Below are 19,057 nucleotides of genomic sequence, written 5' to 3'. Positions count from 1 at the left end.
TGGTTATTTAAATATTTATCCCCTACCAGCCATTTTAATTAGTTTATGTGCGAGATCTTTTCCTAAGTAACCATCAATTATGGCGTGTACAATATATAAGATCGGCGTCATTAATATGGCCACAATAAATTTATATGTATACCCTACCAGGCCGATTGCAAAAACCTGCTGCCAACTGTAATGATATTGAGGATTTATATAAAATGCGATAAAAATCACCACAAAACTGTCGATAAACTGAGAGATCAAAGTAGAACCCGTTGCGCGTAACCAAAGTGCCCGCTCTCCTGTTATTTTTTTTATTCTGTGGAATATCATTACATCAACCATTTGTCCGATTATAAAGGCGGTAATTGATCCTACAATGATCCACATCCCTTGCCCGAATATTCCTGCAAATGCATTATTCATATTGAGGTCTTCTCCATTTATATTTTGATGTACCCAGAAATCGGCGGCGGTTAAATGCATCGACCCCCAAACCACAAGAAAGGCAAATGCAATTAATATAGCGGTAAGAATGGATAAGAATCGGACCTGTTTAACACCAAAATATTCATTTATAATATCCGTCATAATGAAAATGATTGGCCAGGTTAATACTCCTGCCGACATTACAAAGGATAGATGCGGAACACCCAATAAGTTTATATCGAACTTTTTAAAGCCCAGTGTTTCTTCAACACTGAACAATTTAACTCCAATAAACTCTGATAATATAGCGTTTGCTACAAAAAAGCTACCCAGAATGAGTAGTAAACGGCTTTCTTTTGTCTTAAAAGTCATAGACTATAAATCTAGAAATAAATAGCAGATTTATAGTATAGCAATCATCATATTTTTAACAGAGATAACACAAAGATTACGCATCCATCCTATTGTATAATTAGTTTTTAACTAAAAATATGATTTTTACAATCGTTCGACTGTAAAAATAGGTTAACAAATTAAATCTCCCAATCTTTGCGGCATCAAATTCTGGTAATCTTCATGGCTAAAAAACAACACTTCTATCTCATACTCATTTTAGGTTCATTGGCAGCGCTTGGTCCATTCTCTATCGACATGTACCTGCCTGGTTTTGTTGATATTGCAAAGGATTTAAGAAGTAATGAATCAACTGTAGCATTATCACTATCAAGCTTTTTTATCGGGATTTCTGCCGGTCAGTTATTGTATGGCCCACTCTTGGATAAATTTGGAAGAAAGAAACCGCTATACTTTGGTTTAGCACTCTATATCCTTTCGTCATTTTTGTGTTTGGCCGTAACGGATGTTAACCAACTCATTGTTTTACGTTTTGTACAAGCCATTGGAAGCTGTGCCACTGCGGTTGCTTCGGTTGCTATGGTGCGGGATCTATTTTCGGTAGAAGAAAGCCCGAAAGTATTTGCTTCCTTAATGCTGGTCATTGCGGTGTCGCCTATGCTTGCCCCAACTGCAGGTGGCTATTTAATTTCGGCCCTGGGCTGGAAATATGTTTTTGTGTTTTTAGGATTGATGGCCGTTTTAATGCTCCTGGCTTCAATTTTCAAACTCCCGGAAAGTTATAAACCAGATCCGAATTACTCTTTAAAACCAAAGCCTATTTTAACCAATTTCTTTACCGTTTTAAAAGAGCCTCAATTTTATACTTATGCGTTGATCAGCTCCATTACCTTTTCAGGTTTATTTGCTTATGTATCTTCATCACCTACAGTATTTATGAAAATCTACGAAGTAAGCAAGACTGGGTATGGCTGGATTTTCGCGCTTTTATCGGTATCTTTTATTGGTTCGAGTCAGGTAAATAGCCTGATATTAAAATGGTTTACCAGCAAAAATATTGTAACCTATGCACTTATCGCGCAATGTATTTTCAGCTTAATATTTTTGATTTTTGCTTTAAATGACTGGTTAAATTTATATTCTACAATAGGTTTTATTGCATTGTTCCTGTCTTGCTTAGGCTTAATTAATCCTAATGCTGCTGCATTATCGCTTGCACCATTTTCTAAAAATGCCGGTAGTGCATCGGCCTTAATGGGTGCCTTGCAAATGGGGCTAGGCGCTCTGGCTTCGGTAATGGTAAGCTTATTTAGCGAACATTCGGTTGTACCCATGCCCCTGGTAATGACGGTTGCAGCGTTTATTGCTTTATGTTGTTTGTTAATCGGCAGAAAATTTATCACCACTGAAGTGGAGGCATCGTCTGATTCGACGGTTATAGCGCATTAATATTTATACCACTAAGACACTAAGCATAATAGGTAATCTCAATTCCCTTTAGTGCCTTAGTGGTTAGGTTATGGAACGAATAACTTATAAATCAAATAGCAAACAATTGTACCCACAGCTGCAATAATAAAGCCGCTCAATCGCTTCTTTTTAATAAAACAGATTAAGATAATTCCGGAGATAGATACCAAAGTCATTAATACTGCCGAAATATCAATAATCCACGACCAAGCCTTACCAGAATCTCTGCCCTTGTGTAAATCATTAATAACAGCTACCGCGCCAAACCGGGTTATGGTTAATTCGTATTTCCCGGTTTCACGGTCTATAAAAGAATCGGCCAGGTAACCAGGTCCGTTAAAGGTTAAACTCAGTTCTCTGTCATCCATCCTAAAATCGCTTAATGCACCTTTAACCCCGTGTTTACTCCTAAAAAACTCAACAATTTGTAACTTATTGATCTTGTTGGTATCAGGTTGATTTACCCATTTTAAGTTCACTGAGCCAGAATCTTTAGTAACCACTTCCTTCCCAGAAGTAAACCAATCTGCATGATTTAACGTTAAGCCCGATACGGCGAAGAATAGCAGGATCGTAAAACTCACCATTGATAAATAAATATGCAGCCAGCGCGATAAACCAGCTAAACGCTTTTTACCCTTACCTTTTCCGCTATCTTTTTTAACCTGCTTTTTTCCCAGGCCACTAGGTACAGGCGTTATGTTATTTTTTTGAGGTTCCGATTTTTCTGTAGTCAAGAGATGCTGATGTTAGTTCTGTATTTGGCGTTAATTCTACTTTTTGTGCCGAGCCTGTAAATTTCATTTCTTTAGCAATCACCTGATAAGTTCCATGCTCGCGGGCAACTTCGATAAAAACAGTGTAAATACCTGCTTTTACCAATTTCCCACTATCGTCTTTTCCATCCCATGATAAGCTATATTTACCTGGGCCACGTGTTGCAGAACTCGTTGAGCTTAGTTTTCCTTCTGCTCCTTTTTTAAACTCATCGCCATTGGCACGGTTCCATGATTTTAAATCTGGTAGCCAACGTGGTTTATTATACCAAATAGCCAGATTACGTACAGGTGTTTTAGCTGCATCTTCAATCCATACTGCCACAAACGGACGACGAACGCGTTTACCATCTGTAGATTCTATATTGGCAATTTCTAAGTTTACCACTAACTCATATTTTGTATTCCAAAGTTTATCAGCTTTGCTTGCTTTTTCTAAAACAGCAGCTGGCTTATTTAAAGCTACCTCGTAATTAGCCCATTCTTTGCTTCTAATTTCTTTGCCATCTTTAGTGATTAATAGGTAGGCAATATCATTTCTAGTTGCAGTTAATGCTTCAATCTCGGCAACTGAAAGTACATTAAAAGAAGTAGCTAAAGCACCTGCTTCACTAGCATCAGGGCCAATAACCGTTGCACTAATTATTTCTGAAGCAGGCTTTCCAGTGCGTGGATCAACAATATGCGAATACCATTTTCCATTTACGTTAAAACCTCTGCGGTAATTACCACTGGTTGCCACAGCCATATTAGATACTTTAATTGTGGTTAGCGCAGCATCATTTTCGGCATCAGCTTTAGGGTTTGCTATTTCAACAGCTTCTGGCTGATTTCCTTTAATTACCATATCGCCACCAATATTCACCACTACATTTTCAATTCCAGGACTTTGAGCTGCTTTCTCGGCAGCTTTATTAATGATATAACTTTTTGCAAAGGAATTTAATGCCAATGGCGCATCATCCAAACGTGTAACCGTTTTATCCTGTTCATTCAGTATATAATGTCTTTGTTTAACCAAAGTAACTGCATGCTTTAATGCTTCAGTTGATGGTAAATGGTTTTCGGCAGCTGCTTTTTTCCAGACATCGCCTATTACTTTAGCTGAGGCATCGAGCGCGCCATTAGTTAAGGTTTTATAGTTTTCAAACTGCTTTAAAACCTCAAATAATTCTGACGAAACTTTGGTAGTTTGTTTACCATTGCTCATCCATTTATTAAACTCGCTGTTCGTTTTATAAGCACTTAAAATATCATCAAGCCTGTCTATTTCATTTAATGCACGTGCTTCAGCTAAATCTGCGTCGGCCTGGCTGCTGGTTTTAAATTTTAATTCTAATGATGTGCCCAATACATTTTCGTAATTGGAAACAAATGTTCTTAAAGCTTTTTTCGGGTTAACAAATGCTGATGCAGTTATTACGAGTAAAAAAGCAGCACTTAAGTGTTTAAACTTCATATTAATGGATAATTGAGATTTTAAAATGCAAAGAAAAGGGTTTATCTGGAATAATTTTAAATAAGGAGAAATATATTTGAAATAATACAAAATTCATGAGTTTAAAATCAGCCCGTGGCTCTCCCATTTAATGTGGTTATTGACGTTGATTTAGCGTGAGGGTTTAACTGATGCTGAAAAATTTTTCTTTATATACGATTGCAATTGTTCGATTAAGTAACGGGGCTTTTGGTATAGGGTTTTACGCTTTAAGCTTTTTTTTCCTATTTTCGCTTATAAGATGCTTAATATACAATCTAAACTACCTGGCGTAAGTACCACCATTTTTTCGGTGATGAGTAAACTTGCAGCAGAGCACAATGCTATTAATCTTTCTCAGGGATTTCCTGACTATGCCTGCGATCCAAAGCTAGTTCAATTGGTAAATAAAGCCATGCAAGATGGTTTTAATCAATATGCACCAATGCCTGGTTCTACTTTTTTAAAAGAAACAATTGCAGAGAAAGTTGAAAAACTATATAACATAAAATATAACCCTGAAACTGAAATTACCGTTACCGCAGGCGGAACGCAAGCTATCTTTACTGCATTGGCGGCCATAATTAATGCAGGTGATGAAGTGATTATTTTCGAACCAGCTTATGATAGTTATGCCCCTACGATTAAACTTTTAGGCGGCCTGGTTAAAACCTATGAACTTGCTCCGCCTACCTATGCCATTGACTGGGATATGGTTAAGAAGTTATTTACGGTAAAAACCAGAATGATCATCTTAAATACACCACAAAATCCAACAGGTAGTATTTTATCATCAGATGACATGAAATCGCTTATTAAACTCGTTGCGGGTACCGATATTTTAATCTTGAGCGATGAAGTTTATGAACATTTAATTTACGATGAACAAAAGCACCAAAGTGTAATGCTCTATCCAGAATTAAAGCAAAGAAGTTTCATTGTAGCCTCATTTGGCAAGCTTCTGCATGCTACAGGTTGGAAACTGGGCTACTGTTTGGCACCAGAGAAATTAACCAAAGAATTTAGGAAGGTACACCAATTTAATGTTTTCAGCGTTAATAGTCCCATGCAGCAAGCTATTGCCGATTACATTAAAGAACCAAAAAACTACACTGAAATAGGCAGTTTTTTTCAGCAGAAAAGAGATTATTTTAGAAGTCTCCTGGCCGATAGCCGTTTTAAGCTTTTGCCCTGCAATGGTTCGTATTTTCAATGTGTAAGCTATAGTGGTATTAGCGATGAAAAAGACACCGATTTTAGCATGCGGTTGATCAAGGAATTTGGAGTAGCTAGTATTCCGGTTTCTGCATTTTACCAAAAAGCAACCGATCATAAAATTATCAGGTTCTGCTTTGCTAAAGAAAACGCTACACTAGCCTTAGCGGCCGAGAAATTAAAAAACGTTTAACCATACTAAACCTAGTATACAATGGAAGCACCTGTTTACACTCAAATAGAAAATCTGAAAGTAACCGTTTTTCAGGCCTATCTTTTTTGGGAAAACATTGAGAAAAACCTCTTGAATCTGGCACTTAGATTATCGATGGGTGTAAGGGAGAAAACCGATATTATTATTTTACCCGAAATGTTTAACACAGGTTTTAGCATGAATTCGGAAGCCTTAGCTGAAGAAATGGGCGGAGTAACGATGCAATGGATGCAAAAAATGGCGTATCAATACAATTGTGTGGTTACAGGGAGCATTATTATAAAAGAAAACAATCAATATTTTAACCGTTTGATCTGGATGGAACCAGATGGTAAAAACCAGCATTACGATAAACGCCATCTGTTTGGCATGGGCGACGAAGATCAACACTTTAGCCCTGGTAAAGAAAAACTTATTGTAGAACTTAAAGGATGGAAAATAAGATTGGCCATTTGTTACGATTTACGCTTTCCGGTTTGGTTGCGCAATGTAGATCAGGAATACGATATCCTACTCTTAGTAGCCAACTGGCCAGATAAACGATCGGCACATTGGAAGGCATTAATTCCCGCCAGGGCAATAGAAAACCAAAGTTATGTGATTGCCGTAAACCGCGTTGGACATGATGGAAACCAGATTTACCACAGCGGATTATCCATGTGTTTAGATCCTTACGGTAATACCGTTTATTATAAACCGGAAGACGAAGATTTATATACATTCAGTATCAATTACGAAGAACTGGTTAAAGTAAGAAGGCAGTTTCCTTTTTTAAAGGATGCAGATAGATTCACTATACAATAGATAATAACAATATTCAAACTGGAGCAATCACAACAATCTAGCAATTAAATAATAACCAATAATCAAATCGCAATTTCAAACTAGCGATCGATTAATTAAACGATTAACCACTTAACCACACACATGTTTAACCGCCGTAAATTTATAAAAGCATCAGCCCTATCAGCAGGATTGCTGGCCATTGATAAAAGTAGTATCGCTAATGTAATTCCGCGTGAAGAGACAAAAACAGAAAATTTCCCGATTGTAATTTCTACATGGGACTTTGGAATTGCGGCTAATGCTGATGCATGGAAGGTATTATCAACCGGTGGCCGTGCCTTAGACGCCGTAGAACAAGGCGTTTGGGTACCCGAAGCTGACGAGCACAACCAATCTGTCGGATATGGCGGTTTACCGGATCGTGATGGCCACGTTACCCTCGATGCTTGCATTATGGACGAACTTGGTAACTGTGGTGCTGTTTTAGCACTCGAACATATTAAACATCCCATATCTGTGGCACGTAAAGTAATGGAAAAAACACCGCATGTGATGCTTGCTGGCGATGGTGCATTGCAGTTTGCGTTAGAGCAGGGCTTTAAAAAAGAAAACTTACTTACTCCGGCCAGCGAAAAAGCCTGGAAAGAATGGTTAAAAACGGCGAAATATGCACCTGTAATGAATATCGAAAATAAGCTCTACCAGAAAGCTGCTCCGCAAAAACTTCCTGGAAACCAATATAATCACGATACTATTGGTATGCTTGCCATTGATGCTAAAGGAAACATTTCTGGCGCTTGTACAACCAGCGGTATGGCCTATAAATTACATGGGCGCATTGGCGATAGCCCGATTATTGGGGCCGGCCTATATGTAGATAATGAGATTGGTGGCGCAACCTCTACCGGTGTGGGTGAAGAGGTGGTACGGAATGTTGGTTCTTTTTTGGTAGTAGAATTAATGCGTCAGGGTTATACGCCTGAAGCAGCCTGCAAAGAGGCAGTAATGCGTATCATTAAAAAGAAGCCTGAAACGGCCAAAAACATACAGGTAGGATTTTTAGCCATCAACAAAAAGGGAGAATATGGTGCCTATGCCATTCAGCAAGGTTTTAGTTACGCTGTGTGCAATGCAGAAAAACAAGATCTTTTAATTAAAGGCAAAAGTTATTATTAATATGCTGAATTTTCCCAAACGGTAAACATAATGAAACAATAAATGGGATTATTGTCGAAAATTTTTGGAAAGAAAAATGTTGCCGAACGCGAGGGCGAGCCAGGTATGGTTTATGTGCCCAGCAAAGACGAGCGCATGAACTGGGCCATCGAAAAAGCCAATTTAACCCTTTGGTATTTCGAAGAAAGTTTAAAAAACCAACAAGCTTACCAAAACTATTTTTCGATTAAAGTACTCATTACCGATGGCGACGAAGGCGAGCATATTTGGTTAACGGAACCGCATTTTGACGATGAAGGAAATTTATTTGGCACCGTTGGAAACGAACCGGTAAATATTCGCTCTGTAAAATTTAATCAAAAAATTGGCATAAAACGTGATTTGATCTCAGATTGGATGATTATTGAAAACGGAAGGTTAATTGGCGGTTATACCATACGGGCCATTAGGGATGGCATTCCGGAAAAAGAGAAAGCAGCATTTGATAACAGTATAGGTTTATATATCGATGAGGGCGTTGATCATTTCAAAGCCGATCTCGAAACACCAGAAGGTGCGATTCTGGCGATCGAAAAAGCCTACAACAATAAAGATATTGATGCTGCCATAGCCTGTAAGGATTTTTTTGAAGAAGCTAAATCTTTACTTTCGGTGATGAAAATGGAGATTGATCAGGATATTATCAACGAAACGGCCGAAGTGCTCAAATTATCTTTCATCAATAATATAGAAGAACATGGTTTTCCTGATTTTTCTACTGTCCAAAATGCTTTTCCTGAGCGTAAAAAAGTTGACGAAACGCATTGGGTAATTACAGAAGTATGCTGGTATCCGGATGGTGGAAAATCAGTACAGTTGCTTAATACCTACAAATCACCAAAAGGATGGGTGGTTTTAGGGCCGGCAGGACCACAGGAATAATAATAAATTAACTAAATCTAATATAATGAGTGAAGTGGCAATTGGTTGCTTAGAAGTATGCGCTAATTCTTACCAATCGGCATTGGCCGCGCAAAATGGTGGGGCGAAAAGAGTGGAGTTTTGCGATAACCTGGCAGAAGGTGGTACTACACCAAGTTATGCTCAAATTGCTTTTGCTAAGAAAAATTTATCTATCGAAATTTGGCCGATTATCCGTCCTCGTGGAGGAGATTTCTTATACTCTGAGATCGAGTTTGAATTAATGAAAGAAGATATAAAAATCTGCAAATCATTAAATTGTGATGGAGTAGTTATAGGAATACTTAAATCGGATGGCACCGTCGATAAAGAAAGGTGTACTGAACTTATTGAGCTGGCCAAACCTATGGGAGTAGCTTTCCATAGGGCATTCGATATGAGTAACGATATGGATCAGGCGCTGGAAGATTTAATCGCTCTTAAAATAAAAAGAGTACTTACATCAGGAGGCGCTTCTTCTGCAATTCTAGGGGCAGAAAAATTATCACAGCTTGTAAAAAAGGCCGCTGGCCGGATTACCATCATGCCTGGTGCAGGGATAAATGAAAACAATATCGAAAGTCTTATTGATCAAACTGGTGCCACGCAATTCCATGCCTCTGCCAAAGAATTTGTACCAAGTAAAATGGAATTCAGAAATACGGAAACCAAAATGGGCAGTATTGAAGACGAATATCGGTACGAACTCACCTCAGCAATAAAAGTTAAGGCTTTGGTTGATTGTATAAATAAGGCTATTAATTAGGCTTGCCAAATAACTTTAAAATAGTCATCGTTTGCAACGAGGGCTATCTAGGTCTGCATTTGTAATGCGAAAAGAACAGTTTGATGGCAATAAAATTGTCCTTCTCTTCCATCCTCCTTACAAATGATAACGATTGGCTTCTTAGAAAAGGATTCGGGACTTTTTATACAGGCCTCTGTTCCACAAACCCGGTAAAAGCGACAGCCTCCGATCTTTTTATCGGAGCTATAGCGAATAACGGGACTGCTGTTTCCGAAGCATTACTGAACGCTCATTTTCTAATAAAAACCTAAAGAGAAATTAGTTTTTATTAATCTCCGCTTCCAGGAACGTAATGAAGGCCTGGCGTAAGGTAATGAAGCAAAATAACTCTAGAATAGCGGTAATTGATTGGTGATAATAATAAAACTCCAGCTAAGATTAAAGCTACATAGTACCACAGGTTCTCATAAATTAAAGGTAAGCCCAAAACATATGATGCTACTCCGATAGTTATAATTTCTGCAACATTCATGGCGTAACTCACAAACATCGCTACATAGAAAAACCCTGGTTCACGCTCAAATTTTAAGTTGCAATGTGGGCAGCTAACATTTGTTTTTTGGAGTTTGAAAGAATAAGCACTTCCTGTAAAAATATCACCTTTGCGGCAGCGCGGACACTTACACTGTATAAAAGCCTGGAATTTAGATAACTCAGCCATAATCTTATAATTTAATAGCACAAAGGTAAACTTAAAATTAAAAACTAATTTATGATCTACATCATGTTTGAGGGATTAGTCTATTGGTTCACCGGTTGGTTATTGTTTATTCTCTTAATAATCTTAAATCTTCACAATTTTCCCTTTAACAGTTCTAATCAGGCCTTTTTCTGCTAGTATTTTAGTTCCGCGGATAACTGTTTCTACCCTTAAACCAGTCATATCGGCTAATTCTTGTCGCGTTACCTTTAAATGTTCACCTACAGCAATATCGTTAAGGAGGTAATTGATAATCGTTAACAAGCGATGATCAGCCTTTTCGCTCGCAAGTTCTTCCAACATCATCGATTTATAAAATAAGCGGTTACTTAAAGTACGGATCAGATCCATACTAAAATCGGGCTCATTTTTTATCAGTTCAAAGAAATCTTCTTTATTTACAGCAATAATCTGCGAATCTTTATTGGCAATGGTAAATGCTAAATATGGCCTGTTGATTAATAAAGCAGGTTCACCAAAATACTGTCCCGTTTTAAAAACGCCTTGAATAAACTCCTTTCCTTCATCGCTCACAGTAACCATTCGTACCTCACCTGATTTGATAAAATACACATGCCTCGGCTGCATGTCTGGCTCGTAAATAACCGAATCTTTTAGATAGCTCCTAAGTTTTAAGCCTTTATCAATCAGTTTTTGGATGTTCATCTCCTTGCTTATAGTAATTTAATCCGCTCAAACAGTCGTCATTCCCGCGCAGGCGTGAATCTTAAAGCCTATTGCATTACCCTTATTCTCAATCAGATGGATATGGCTGAGAATAAGGGTAATGACAAGATTTATGAAAACTATCCTAATGTTTCTTTCATTAAACGGGTATAAAACTCTTTCAATGTAATACCCATTGCTGCTACCTGTTGCGGAATAAAACTGGTTGCCGTTTGTCCGGGAATGGTATTGATTTCGATAAAATAAAACTTACCGGTTCCTTCTTCAAGAAAGTAATCAATGCGTACCACTCCCCTGCAATTTAGTTTCTTATATACATCTTTTACCACTTGTTGCACACGCCCTACCTCTTCGGCATTCATTCTACCAGGAGTGATTTCTTCTGTTGCTCCAGGTGTATACTTTGCTTCAAAATCGAAAAACTCATTTTGCGGAATCACTTCTGTTGCAGGTAAAACAATGATTTTGCCTTCAGCTCCAAAAACACCGATCGAAAACTCCCTGCCGCTCACAAACTCTTCGATTAAAATCTGAGTATCTTCTTTAAATGCTTTTTCAATGGCTTCTTCCAGGTCGTCGGCATGTTTTACCTTACTCATGCCGATGCTACTGCCTCCGCTATTCGGCTTAACAAAATAAGGTAATCTCAAATCTTGTTTAATTTGGTTTAAGCTATAGTTTCCACCTTTAAATATCTGAACGGATTTTGCGGTATACAGGTTATCAATACCTGCTACAACAGCCTTAGTATAACCCTTATTCATCGTAATTGACGAAGTTAATGCATCGCATGCGGTATATGGAATGCCTAACATATCAAAATAACCCTGCAATTTTCCGTCCTCGCCAGGAGAGCCGTGTATGGCAATAAAAACGCCGTCGAACTTAATTTTTCTTCCTTCAAGCATTAAGGAAAAATCATTTTTATCAATTTCAATTTTAACAGAATCAGCAGGCTCATAAAACCAGCCCTTTTCGTTCAGCATAATCTTATACACATCGTATAAATCGGGGTCGATATTTTGAGCAATAGTGGCCGCGCTTTTCACCGAAACAACCCATTCGCCTGTGGTACCGCCTGTTAACAATGCTATAGTTTTCTTCATGTTAAAAATCCTTTTATAAATAGAAATTGAATATAAATATATCCTCAAAAATATAAATATCTTTGTGCTTTAGTAATATTGAAGGAGAGAATTTATTGAATGGTTTAATGAAGGATTGAACGGGGAAAAGTATTCAATAATTCAATCAATCATTAAAATAGTTACATTTGAGCTTGTACGCATAACCCAAATTAAGATTCATGTCTAAATTTATAGATTATTTAAAAACCAAATCGTTTAGAAACAACATTTTAGCTGCAATAGTAACTGTTGTTGTGCTTCTACTGGTCGCTTTTTTTAGTTTAAGATATTACACCAAACACGGACAAGGCCTAAATGTGCCTATGGTGAAAGGTTTACCATTTGAACAGGCAGTTAAGAAACTTGAGGATGCCGGACTAAAATATGAGGTAGATTCTGTTTTTATAATGGATCAACCTGCGGGAATTGTAATTGATCAGGATCCAGATCCTAATACCTTTGTAAAAGATAACCGCACCATTTACTTAACCATTAATGCAGGTAAAACACCAAATACAAAATTCCCAGATATAGCGTTTAAGACCTTAAGAGAAGCGCAGGCAATTATAGAGAGCTCGCGATTAAAACTTGGAGATACGACCTATAAACCTGATGTAAGTCGCGATGTGGTTTTAGAAGCATCTTTTGGCGGTCAGCCGATTGCGGCTGGGCAGATTGTGCCTGTTGGCTCGAGGATTAACCTGGTTTTAGGCGATGGACGTGGAAACGAAGAAGTAGATATTCCACAGTTAATGGGCTTAACCATGGATGAAGCTAAATTTAGCTTAAGAGGTTCAAACCTGAGTTTAGGTAACATCACTTACGATGGTCCTATTACCGATAGTGCTGCTGCTATTATTATCAAACAAGATCCTATGCTGGTTGATTCGTTAACTAAAGTAGCTATAGGTACCAAGATTAACATTACCCTATCTAATAAACAACAATAAACAAGTATCATATTACAGATGACTGAAGTAGAAAAAAAGAACATGAGTACAGGCAAAAAAGCGGCAATAGTTATTGCGCTTGTGGTTATTTTAATTGCTGGTTACTTTGCGTTAAATATTTACAGGCTTTACTTTGCCCCCAACGTTACCGAAAATCAAAAATATTTATATATCAAAACCGGAAGCAGCTACGATGATTTGATTGCAGAAATTAAAAAGAAAGATCTGGTAAAAAATATCTCTTCTTTTACTGCAGCTGCCGGAAAAATGAACTTAGCTACAAGCGTTAAACCGGGACGTTACCGTTTAACCAAAGGAATGACCAATCGTACGCTGATTAACCTGATCAAAGCCGGAAATCAGGATCCGGTTAAATTGAAATTCCATAACATCCGTAAGAAAGAAAACTTTGCCGCATATCTGGCCAGTAATCTGGAAGCCGATTCGTTAAGCTTTATCAAGGTGTTAGATTCTACAGCGCTGATTAGCAAATATGGTTTTAACCAGGATAATGTGTATGCCATGTTTATCCCGAATACTTACGAAATGTACTGGAATATTTCTCCTGTTGACTTCTTTGAGCGTATGCACAAGGAGTACGATAAATTCTGGACAGCAGACCGCAAGCAAAAAGCAGCGAGTTTAAACCTTACACCAGCACAAGTATACACTTTGGCTTCTATTGTTGATGCAGAGGCGCTTTACGACAAAGAAATGCCCATTATAGCAGGCTTGTACTTAAACCGCTTAAATAAAGGCATATTGCTGCAGGCCGATCCAACAGTAATTTTTGCAAACAACGATTTTACGGTTAAAAGGGTAACCGGGAAATTACTACAGGTACAGTCGCTTTATAACACTTATAAATATGCGGGTTTACCTCCCGGACCAATTATGATGCCTAGTATTAATGCCATTGATGCTGTACTAAACCGCGACAACAACAATTATATTTATATGTGTGCCAAAGAAGATTTTTCTGGCTACCATAACTTTGCCGAAACCAAGGCAGAACACGAAATAAATGCCAAGAAATACCGTGAGGCTTTAAACAAAAGAAATATATTTAAGTAATGTATAGCCACAGTACAAAAATCAGGGTTCGGTATGGTGAAACCGACCAAATGGGCTATATGTATTATGGCAATTATGCGCAGTACTACGAAGTAGGCCGGGTAGAAATGTTGCGCAGTTTGGGTATGAGCTATAGTTCGATGGAAGCTGACGGGATTATGATGCCTGTTTTAGAATTAAAGTGCAAATACATTAAACCTGCCCTTTACGACCAGGAAATTACCGTAAAAACGATCATCAAAACCTTGCCAGGTATCAGGATCTTTTTTGAGTATGAGCTATACAATGAAAAAGAAGAACTCATAAACATTGGGGCAACCACACTGGTTTTTGTTGACATGAAGAAAAACAAACCTACAAATCCGCCCGAAAATTTTATGGAAAAACTATCGGTGTTTTTTTAATTAACAAATACAATGGAATGGTTACATAGGCAATTATTACATCTTAAACTCTATTCTAGATTTATAGAATGGACGAAAGGATGTATTTTGCCTGGTTTTAGCCCACTCCCCTTGTATACTGTAGCTACATTTTTCTTTCGCGAAATCGGAAAAGATGCTTTGGTAAACAAGTCATCATCTTTAGCATACAGTTTCATGCTGGCCATTTTTCCTGGGATCATATTCTTGTTTACTTTGATTCCTTTTATACCAATTAAGGGGTTCCAGGATCAGCTTTTAAATTTAATCCAGCTAGTATTGCCACACAATGCTTTTGATGCCTTTGAAACGACATTGAAAGACATCATCAAAAAGCAGAATACTGGCTTGTTGTCTTTCGGTTTTTTTTCGGCGCTGTTTTTTGCTACCAATGGAGTTAAAAACCTAATGAAGGCTTTTAATAAATCATCGTTGATTATCGAAACCAGAGGCTGGATAAAACAACGTTTAATAGCGCTTATACTAACCATCATTATCTGCTTTTCGATCATCATCTGCATCAGTGCGATGGCTTTGGGAGAGGTTCTGCTGAACAAGATCAACGACGAACTACACCTAAAAGATAGTTTTTTGATTTATACGATCAAATTTACGCGTTGGGCATTATTGGCGATTCTGTATTTCATTACCATTTCAATTCTGTACCGTTACGGGCCATCGCATACCAAAAAATGGCGCTTGTTCAGTGCAGGCTCATGGCTGGCTACTATACTGGCCTTCCTTACCATCTGGGGCTTTTCTTTCTATATCAACCATTTTGCGTCGTATAACAAAGTATATGGCTCTATCGGAACATTAATCGTGGTGATGATCTGGCTTTACCTCAATTCTTTGATTTTATTGATCGGTTTTGAGCTCAATGCAAGTGTTGATGTGAGTAAAAGAAGTGTGAAGATCATCCGTCCTACCTTTAATTTGTTCAAAAAATCGGAGCCAATTGAAGAAAATATACAGAAGAAATAATTTTTTCTCCCTCTGTGTTAAGGAATTATCAAGTTTATATAAAAAAAAAGCATTCATAGTTTGCAGATTTAACCGGAGTTCGTACTTTTGCCTCCGGAAAGCTGGCAGAGTGGTCGAATGCGGCAGTCTTGAAAACTGTTGACTGTAACAGGTCCGGGGGTTCGAATCCCTCGCTTTCCGCCAGATAGAAAAAATGGGGCTTATTTAAGCCCCATTTTTTTATGTCTAAAAAAATGGCTAATTCATTTGCTATTTTAATTTGAGTCATAAAAAAAAGTGCACCAGCCTAGACATAACATGTCCTTATTTTATCGTTTTCATAAAAAGACTTATTAAAAATCTAATTAATCTCTGCCGGAAGATTGGCGTCAACAATAGGTTCCAATATAATTAGAGGTTTTCCGGAAACCGCATCAGGAACTAAATTCTTTATGCTGTTTAAAAAACCGTTTTTATAATCTACGGAATCATCTGTTGAATTGTAACAATAATAAGAAAAAAGCACTAGCTTAGATGCATATTCTTTAAAGTTAAAGTTGTAAGTTTTAATTCTCTTTAATAAAGAGCTGTCCAGCGCATATATTTTTTTTGTTTCGGGATTCAATTTGCTTGAGTAGTACAGGGTGTCAATTTTTCCTGTTGCATCAAAAGATAGCGCCAATGCAAAAAAGTGTGCAAAATTCTTTTTTGTATTCTCATAAGCTTCTCCTTTTGTACCTTTAACTATACAGTTGCTGATAAGTACGGACAACTTAGGTGTTTTTTGCCCAAATGTTACACTACCCTGTAGCATAATAAAAATAAATAATAAATATTTCATAGTTAGTTGCAATATGTTCCCTGTTTGTCAGTAGCTGAACTGTGGGTATGCCGTCTGTTGGTTTCATGTATTGCATCCCTTTGTCCCTGTGTTAATTTTGTTGTAAAAAGATTAGTCTCTTCTAAACCTCCCCAGCTAAGCCCCCACGCTTCCTGATCACTGATGCCCGGAAAAGCAATTTTCAATGCACCCGTCATTAAAATTACATATTTATTTGCCATATCTTCATGCTGGGAGGTAATATTGTATCTTCCATCTGGACCGGGAGTTAATTTACTGAACATATACGCATGCAAAATCTCGTGGTAAACTGTGCTTAAAATATATTCCTTTGAAGAAAGCTTTAGTGTGTTCTGATTCAATCGAATCTCAAAATCATTATTGGTGGCACTCCATCTTTTGGCATCTCCAGAAGTGGTATTAGGTAAATTGGTAACATCTTTGAATGTTAAATTTAAACTTTCAACCTCACTTGGCCCACCAAAAACTTCTCTCATCATATTTCTGATAGTTGTCTGAGCAGAACCTGCCAAAGCAACCTGGGTTTTAATGCAAGGATTGGTGACACTATCTATAATTTCCCTCAAGGGACATTCAGTTATTCCAGTAGCTCCTCCAATGCAGCCACAATCCGTCGGATAAGCTCCTCCGGCCACTACTCCCTGGCAATCTGTTGGCCCGCCGTGGTCTGGTTCTGGATAGTCTCCCAGATCACCGCTACAAGACTGAAAGAGGTATCTTGATGTGCTGCCAAGTACTGATCCATTATAATCATAATAAGTTGTTGTCAGATACCAGCTAGTGCAGGTAATGGCCATCAGTTTATCTTTGTTACTTTTACGCGGAACATCCATAAGATTATTGTTGATCGTCTGTTTATAGACAGCTATCATCCCATTATCACTAATACGATCATTAAAGTACTCTTTTTCAGGGCTAAAAGCTACTTGCACCCTATAGTTACTTTTAAATTTGTCGATTAGGAGCATATAGCTGCCTCCAAGCGCTCCTTCGCCTAAAACCATTTTTACAGGAACACTTACCACATCGCTTCCGTCATCAAGCTTGAATGTCCTTGCGGTACTCCAGTCTACTTCTTGCTTGATTAGTTGTCTAGTGCCCTTACTTGATTGAAGTACGGTATTGCCATTTACATTGTCATTTAAGTACCAGTCTTTTGCACTCTCTATCGGATCTTCTGGTTTTTGGTTTTTTTTTGCAGGAATTAAAAATAGCTAATATCCCAAGAATAAGGCACAAGCTAATTAAAGAGAGCTTTGATGTTTGTTTAGATAACATTTAAATGGAGATTTAATAGTTAATAAGATATGAGAACAAAACTTACTATTTATAAATATAATTTTTTTAGAAATAATAACATATTGTGTCACCTTTGTTTATATATATAGGCCTAAATCCGTGATAGATAGGTAAAATTTCGTCATGGATTTTTATTACCGTTATCCTACCTGTTCTTACACCACTAGCGGCGGTTGGTTTTGCTTTGATCATGTTTGTCGCTTTTATGATTCATCTTAAAAAGAAGGAATACAAGATATTACCGCTGTTAGTAATTGTATTTGCGCTATCTTTAATAGCAACTCTTTATAGATTTAATAATTAAAAGAAACAACTTACCCCTCTAAAAAAACGTCTTATGTGTTTTGTTATCATTATGGCTTTGGCTATTATTGTATTGGTTAGGGATGCTGTTGACCGTAATAATCAACGGTCAGGCAAAGAAAAAGTTCCTGAAATTGGTATAAGGGGGACATTTAAAAAGTTGTCCTTACCCTCTATCAATGAGAGCTTCGACGAACTATATATGTGATAGCTGAGAATAACTCATTCACAATAAAACCTTGGTCAGGTGAAATTTAATAGTTTGGATGCGAAGATGAGGGTTTATGAAACCGCTCAAGATTATTGTGTTTTACCGTAGATGTATATGATTGCCAGAATTTATGGTCGAGGTTTTACCAGGCTTACCAAGGAAGTACATCAGTTTGAAACGCCTTTTGATGAAAAATTTCGGAATCTGATGATTGAAACTGTAAAACACCTGATGAATTGTGGTTTCAGTATCATTTACGATTATACACAAAGTGATGAAATATCGTTGCTTTTTCATCCTAATGAAAATCTTTTTGGGCGAAAGACAAGAAAATATATTTCAGTACTGGCTGGTGAAGCAAGTGCTAAATTTTCTTCCATTTTTGGGGACGTAGGTGCGTTTGACTGTCGTATTTCTGAACTGCCAAACAGAAGACTAGTTGAGGATTATTTCAGGTGGCGTAGTGAAGATGCGCACAGAAATGCTTTGAATGCATATTGCTATTGGCAATTGAGAAAAGATAATCATAGCAGAAATCAGGCTTCTTCTAAAATTAAAGGCATGAGTATTGCTGCCAAAAACGAATTATTATTTCAATATGGTATCAATTTCAATAACCTGCCTGCTTGGCAAAAAAGAGGAATAGGGTTTTATTGGAAAAATATAAAAAAAGAAGGATTTAATCCTGAAACCAATGAATATGTATTCGCTGATAAAAGAGTTCTGTACACTGATCTCGAATTGCCGATATGGGAAGAATACAACAAATTCATATTTGATTTTTTAGAACAGGAACCACTTTCTAGTTCAATTTTTATTACTAAATAGTT

Annotated in this window: 19 protein-coding genes and 1 tRNA gene; 12 read left to right on the top strand and 8 right to left on the bottom strand. The window is 37.4% G+C overall.

Annotated features, from left to right (window positions below; translation table 11 throughout):
- Positions 1-15: 15 nt before the first annotated feature.
- Positions 16-786, bottom strand: a complete 771-nt coding sequence (locus FHT21_RS08035; protein ID WP_167294177.1) for a queuosine precursor transporter — start codon at positions 784-786, stop codon at positions 16-18.
- 204 nt (positions 787-990) lie between these two features.
- Between FHT21_RS08035 and FHT21_RS08030 the strand changes: the two genes are divergently transcribed.
- Complete coding sequence (locus FHT21_RS08030; RefSeq protein ID WP_167294176.1) at positions 991-2,217, top strand: multidrug effflux MFS transporter; 1,227 nt, start codon at positions 991-993, stop codon at positions 2,215-2,217.
- Between the two features lie 68 nt (positions 2,218-2,285).
- Here FHT21_RS08030 and FHT21_RS08025 read toward each other — a convergent pair whose 3' ends face one another.
- Together FHT21_RS08025 and FHT21_RS08020 are read right to left on the bottom strand one after the other, a co-directional pair.
- Entirely contained in the window at positions 2,286-2,975 is a 690-nt protein-coding gene (locus tag FHT21_RS08025) for a PepSY-associated TM helix domain-containing protein (RefSeq protein WP_208398891.1), read from the bottom strand.
- On the bottom strand, positions 2,941-4,473 hold the full coding sequence (locus tag FHT21_RS08020) for a DUF2271 domain-containing protein (protein WP_167294175.1): 1,533 nt from the start codon (positions 4,471-4,473) through the stop codon (positions 2,941-2,943). Before FHT21_RS08020 ends, FHT21_RS08025 begins: the two co-directional genes overlap by 35 nt.
- A gap of 280 nt (positions 4,474-4,753) precedes the next feature.
- Here FHT21_RS08020 and FHT21_RS08015 point away from each other — a divergent pair, with 280 nt between their 5' ends.
- The 5 genes from FHT21_RS08015 to FHT21_RS07995 all read left to right on the top strand — a co-directional run bounded on the left by FHT21_RS08015 (position 4,754) and on the right by FHT21_RS07995 (position 9,587).
- A complete protein-coding gene (locus FHT21_RS08015; RefSeq protein WP_167294174.1) occupies positions 4,754-5,899 on the top strand; it encodes a methionine aminotransferase in 1,146 nt (381 codons plus the stop codon).
- 21 nt (positions 5,900-5,920) lie between these two features.
- Entirely contained in the window at positions 5,921-6,724 is an 804-nt protein-coding gene (locus tag FHT21_RS08010) for a nitrilase family protein (protein WP_208398890.1), read from the top strand.
- A gap of 123 nt (positions 6,725-6,847) precedes the next feature.
- Entirely contained in the window at positions 6,848-7,882 is a 1,035-nt protein-coding gene (locus FHT21_RS08005) for a N(4)-(beta-N-acetylglucosaminyl)-L-asparaginase (RefSeq protein WP_167294173.1), read from the top strand.
- A gap of 42 nt (positions 7,883-7,924) precedes the next feature.
- Positions 7,925-8,803, top strand: coding sequence for a DUF2314 domain-containing protein (locus tag FHT21_RS08000; protein WP_167294172.1), 879 nt, complete (start codon positions 7,925-7,927; stop codon positions 8,801-8,803).
- Between the two features lie 25 nt (positions 8,804-8,828).
- The gene (locus FHT21_RS07995) at positions 8,829-9,587 is read left to right on the top strand and encodes a copper homeostasis protein CutC (protein ID WP_167294171.1); all 759 of its coding nucleotides are present in this window, start codon (positions 8,829-8,831) and stop codon (positions 9,585-9,587) included.
- Positions 9,588-9,897: 310 nt separating this feature from the next.
- Here the strand turns inward: FHT21_RS07995 and FHT21_RS07990 are convergent, their stop codons facing one another.
- From FHT21_RS07990 to FHT21_RS07980, 3 genes are all read right to left on the bottom strand, one after another.
- Complete coding sequence (locus tag FHT21_RS07990) at positions 9,898-10,290, bottom strand: DUF983 domain-containing protein (RefSeq protein ID WP_167294170.1); 393 nt, start codon at positions 10,288-10,290, stop codon at positions 9,898-9,900.
- A 123-nt stretch (positions 10,291-10,413) separates the two neighbouring features.
- Positions 10,414-10,995, bottom strand: a complete 582-nt coding sequence (locus tag FHT21_RS07985) for a Crp/Fnr family transcriptional regulator (protein WP_167294169.1) — start codon at positions 10,993-10,995, stop codon at positions 10,414-10,416.
- 140 nt (positions 10,996-11,135) lie between these two features.
- The gene (locus FHT21_RS07980) at positions 11,136-12,122 is read right to left on the bottom strand and encodes a D-alanine--D-alanine ligase (protein ID WP_167294168.1); all 987 of its coding nucleotides are present in this window, start codon (positions 12,120-12,122) and stop codon (positions 11,136-11,138) included.
- Positions 12,123-12,322: 200 nt separating this feature from the next.
- Here FHT21_RS07980 and FHT21_RS07975 point away from each other — a divergent pair, with 200 nt between their 5' ends.
- From FHT21_RS07975 to FHT21_RS07955, 5 genes are all read left to right on the top strand, one after another.
- A complete protein-coding gene (locus tag FHT21_RS07975; protein ID WP_167294167.1) occupies positions 12,323-13,093 on the top strand; it encodes a PASTA domain-containing protein in 771 nt (256 codons plus the stop codon).
- An 18-nt stretch (positions 13,094-13,111) separates the two neighbouring features.
- A complete protein-coding gene (mltG, locus tag FHT21_RS07970; RefSeq protein ID WP_167294166.1) occupies positions 13,112-14,167 on the top strand; it encodes an endolytic transglycosylase MltG in 1,056 nt (351 codons plus the stop codon).
- Complete coding sequence (locus tag FHT21_RS07965) at positions 14,167-14,571, top strand: thioesterase family protein (RefSeq protein ID WP_167294165.1); 405 nt, start codon at positions 14,167-14,169, stop codon at positions 14,569-14,571. Before mltG ends, FHT21_RS07965 begins: the two co-directional genes overlap by 1 nt.
- 12 nt (positions 14,572-14,583) lie before the next feature.
- Positions 14,584-15,573 carry a YihY/virulence factor BrkB family protein gene (locus FHT21_RS07960; protein ID WP_167294164.1) on the top strand — a complete coding sequence of 330 codons (990 nt, stop codon included), beginning with the start codon at positions 14,584-14,586 and terminating at the stop codon, positions 15,571-15,573.
- Positions 15,574-15,668: 95 nt separating this feature from the next.
- A tRNA-Ser gene (locus FHT21_RS07955) sits at positions 15,669-15,756 on the top strand.
- A 157-nt stretch (positions 15,757-15,913) separates the two neighbouring features.
- On the opposite strand, the gene FHT21_RS07950 is transcribed toward FHT21_RS07955, so the two are convergent.
- Both FHT21_RS07950 and FHT21_RS07945 read right to left on the bottom strand, forming a co-directional pair.
- Positions 15,914-16,393, bottom strand: coding sequence for a hypothetical protein (locus FHT21_RS07950; protein WP_167294163.1), 480 nt, complete (start codon positions 16,391-16,393; stop codon positions 15,914-15,916).
- A 2-nt stretch (positions 16,394-16,395) separates the two neighbouring features.
- Complete coding sequence (locus FHT21_RS07945; protein WP_167294162.1) at positions 16,396-17,418, bottom strand: SprT-like domain-containing protein; 1,023 nt, start codon at positions 17,416-17,418, stop codon at positions 16,396-16,398.
- 917 nt (positions 17,419-18,335) lie between these two features.
- Between FHT21_RS07945 and FHT21_RS07935 the strand changes: the two genes are divergently transcribed.
- Positions 18,336-19,055 carry a tRNA(His) guanylyltransferase Thg1 family protein gene (locus tag FHT21_RS07935; RefSeq protein ID WP_347878495.1) on the top strand — a complete coding sequence of 240 codons (720 nt, stop codon included), beginning with the start codon at positions 18,336-18,338 and terminating at the stop codon, positions 19,053-19,055.
- The last annotated feature ends 2 nt before the right edge of the window (positions 19,056-19,057 follow it).

Origin of the sequence: Pedobacter sp. SG908 (genome assembly GCF_011759615.1) — a bacterium.
Classification (GTDB): domain Bacteria; phylum Bacteroidota; class Bacteroidia; order Sphingobacteriales; family Sphingobacteriaceae; genus Pedobacter; species Pedobacter riviphilus.
Note: the sequence above shows the minus strand (reverse complement) of the source record. Positions and strands in the feature narration are given on the sequence as shown.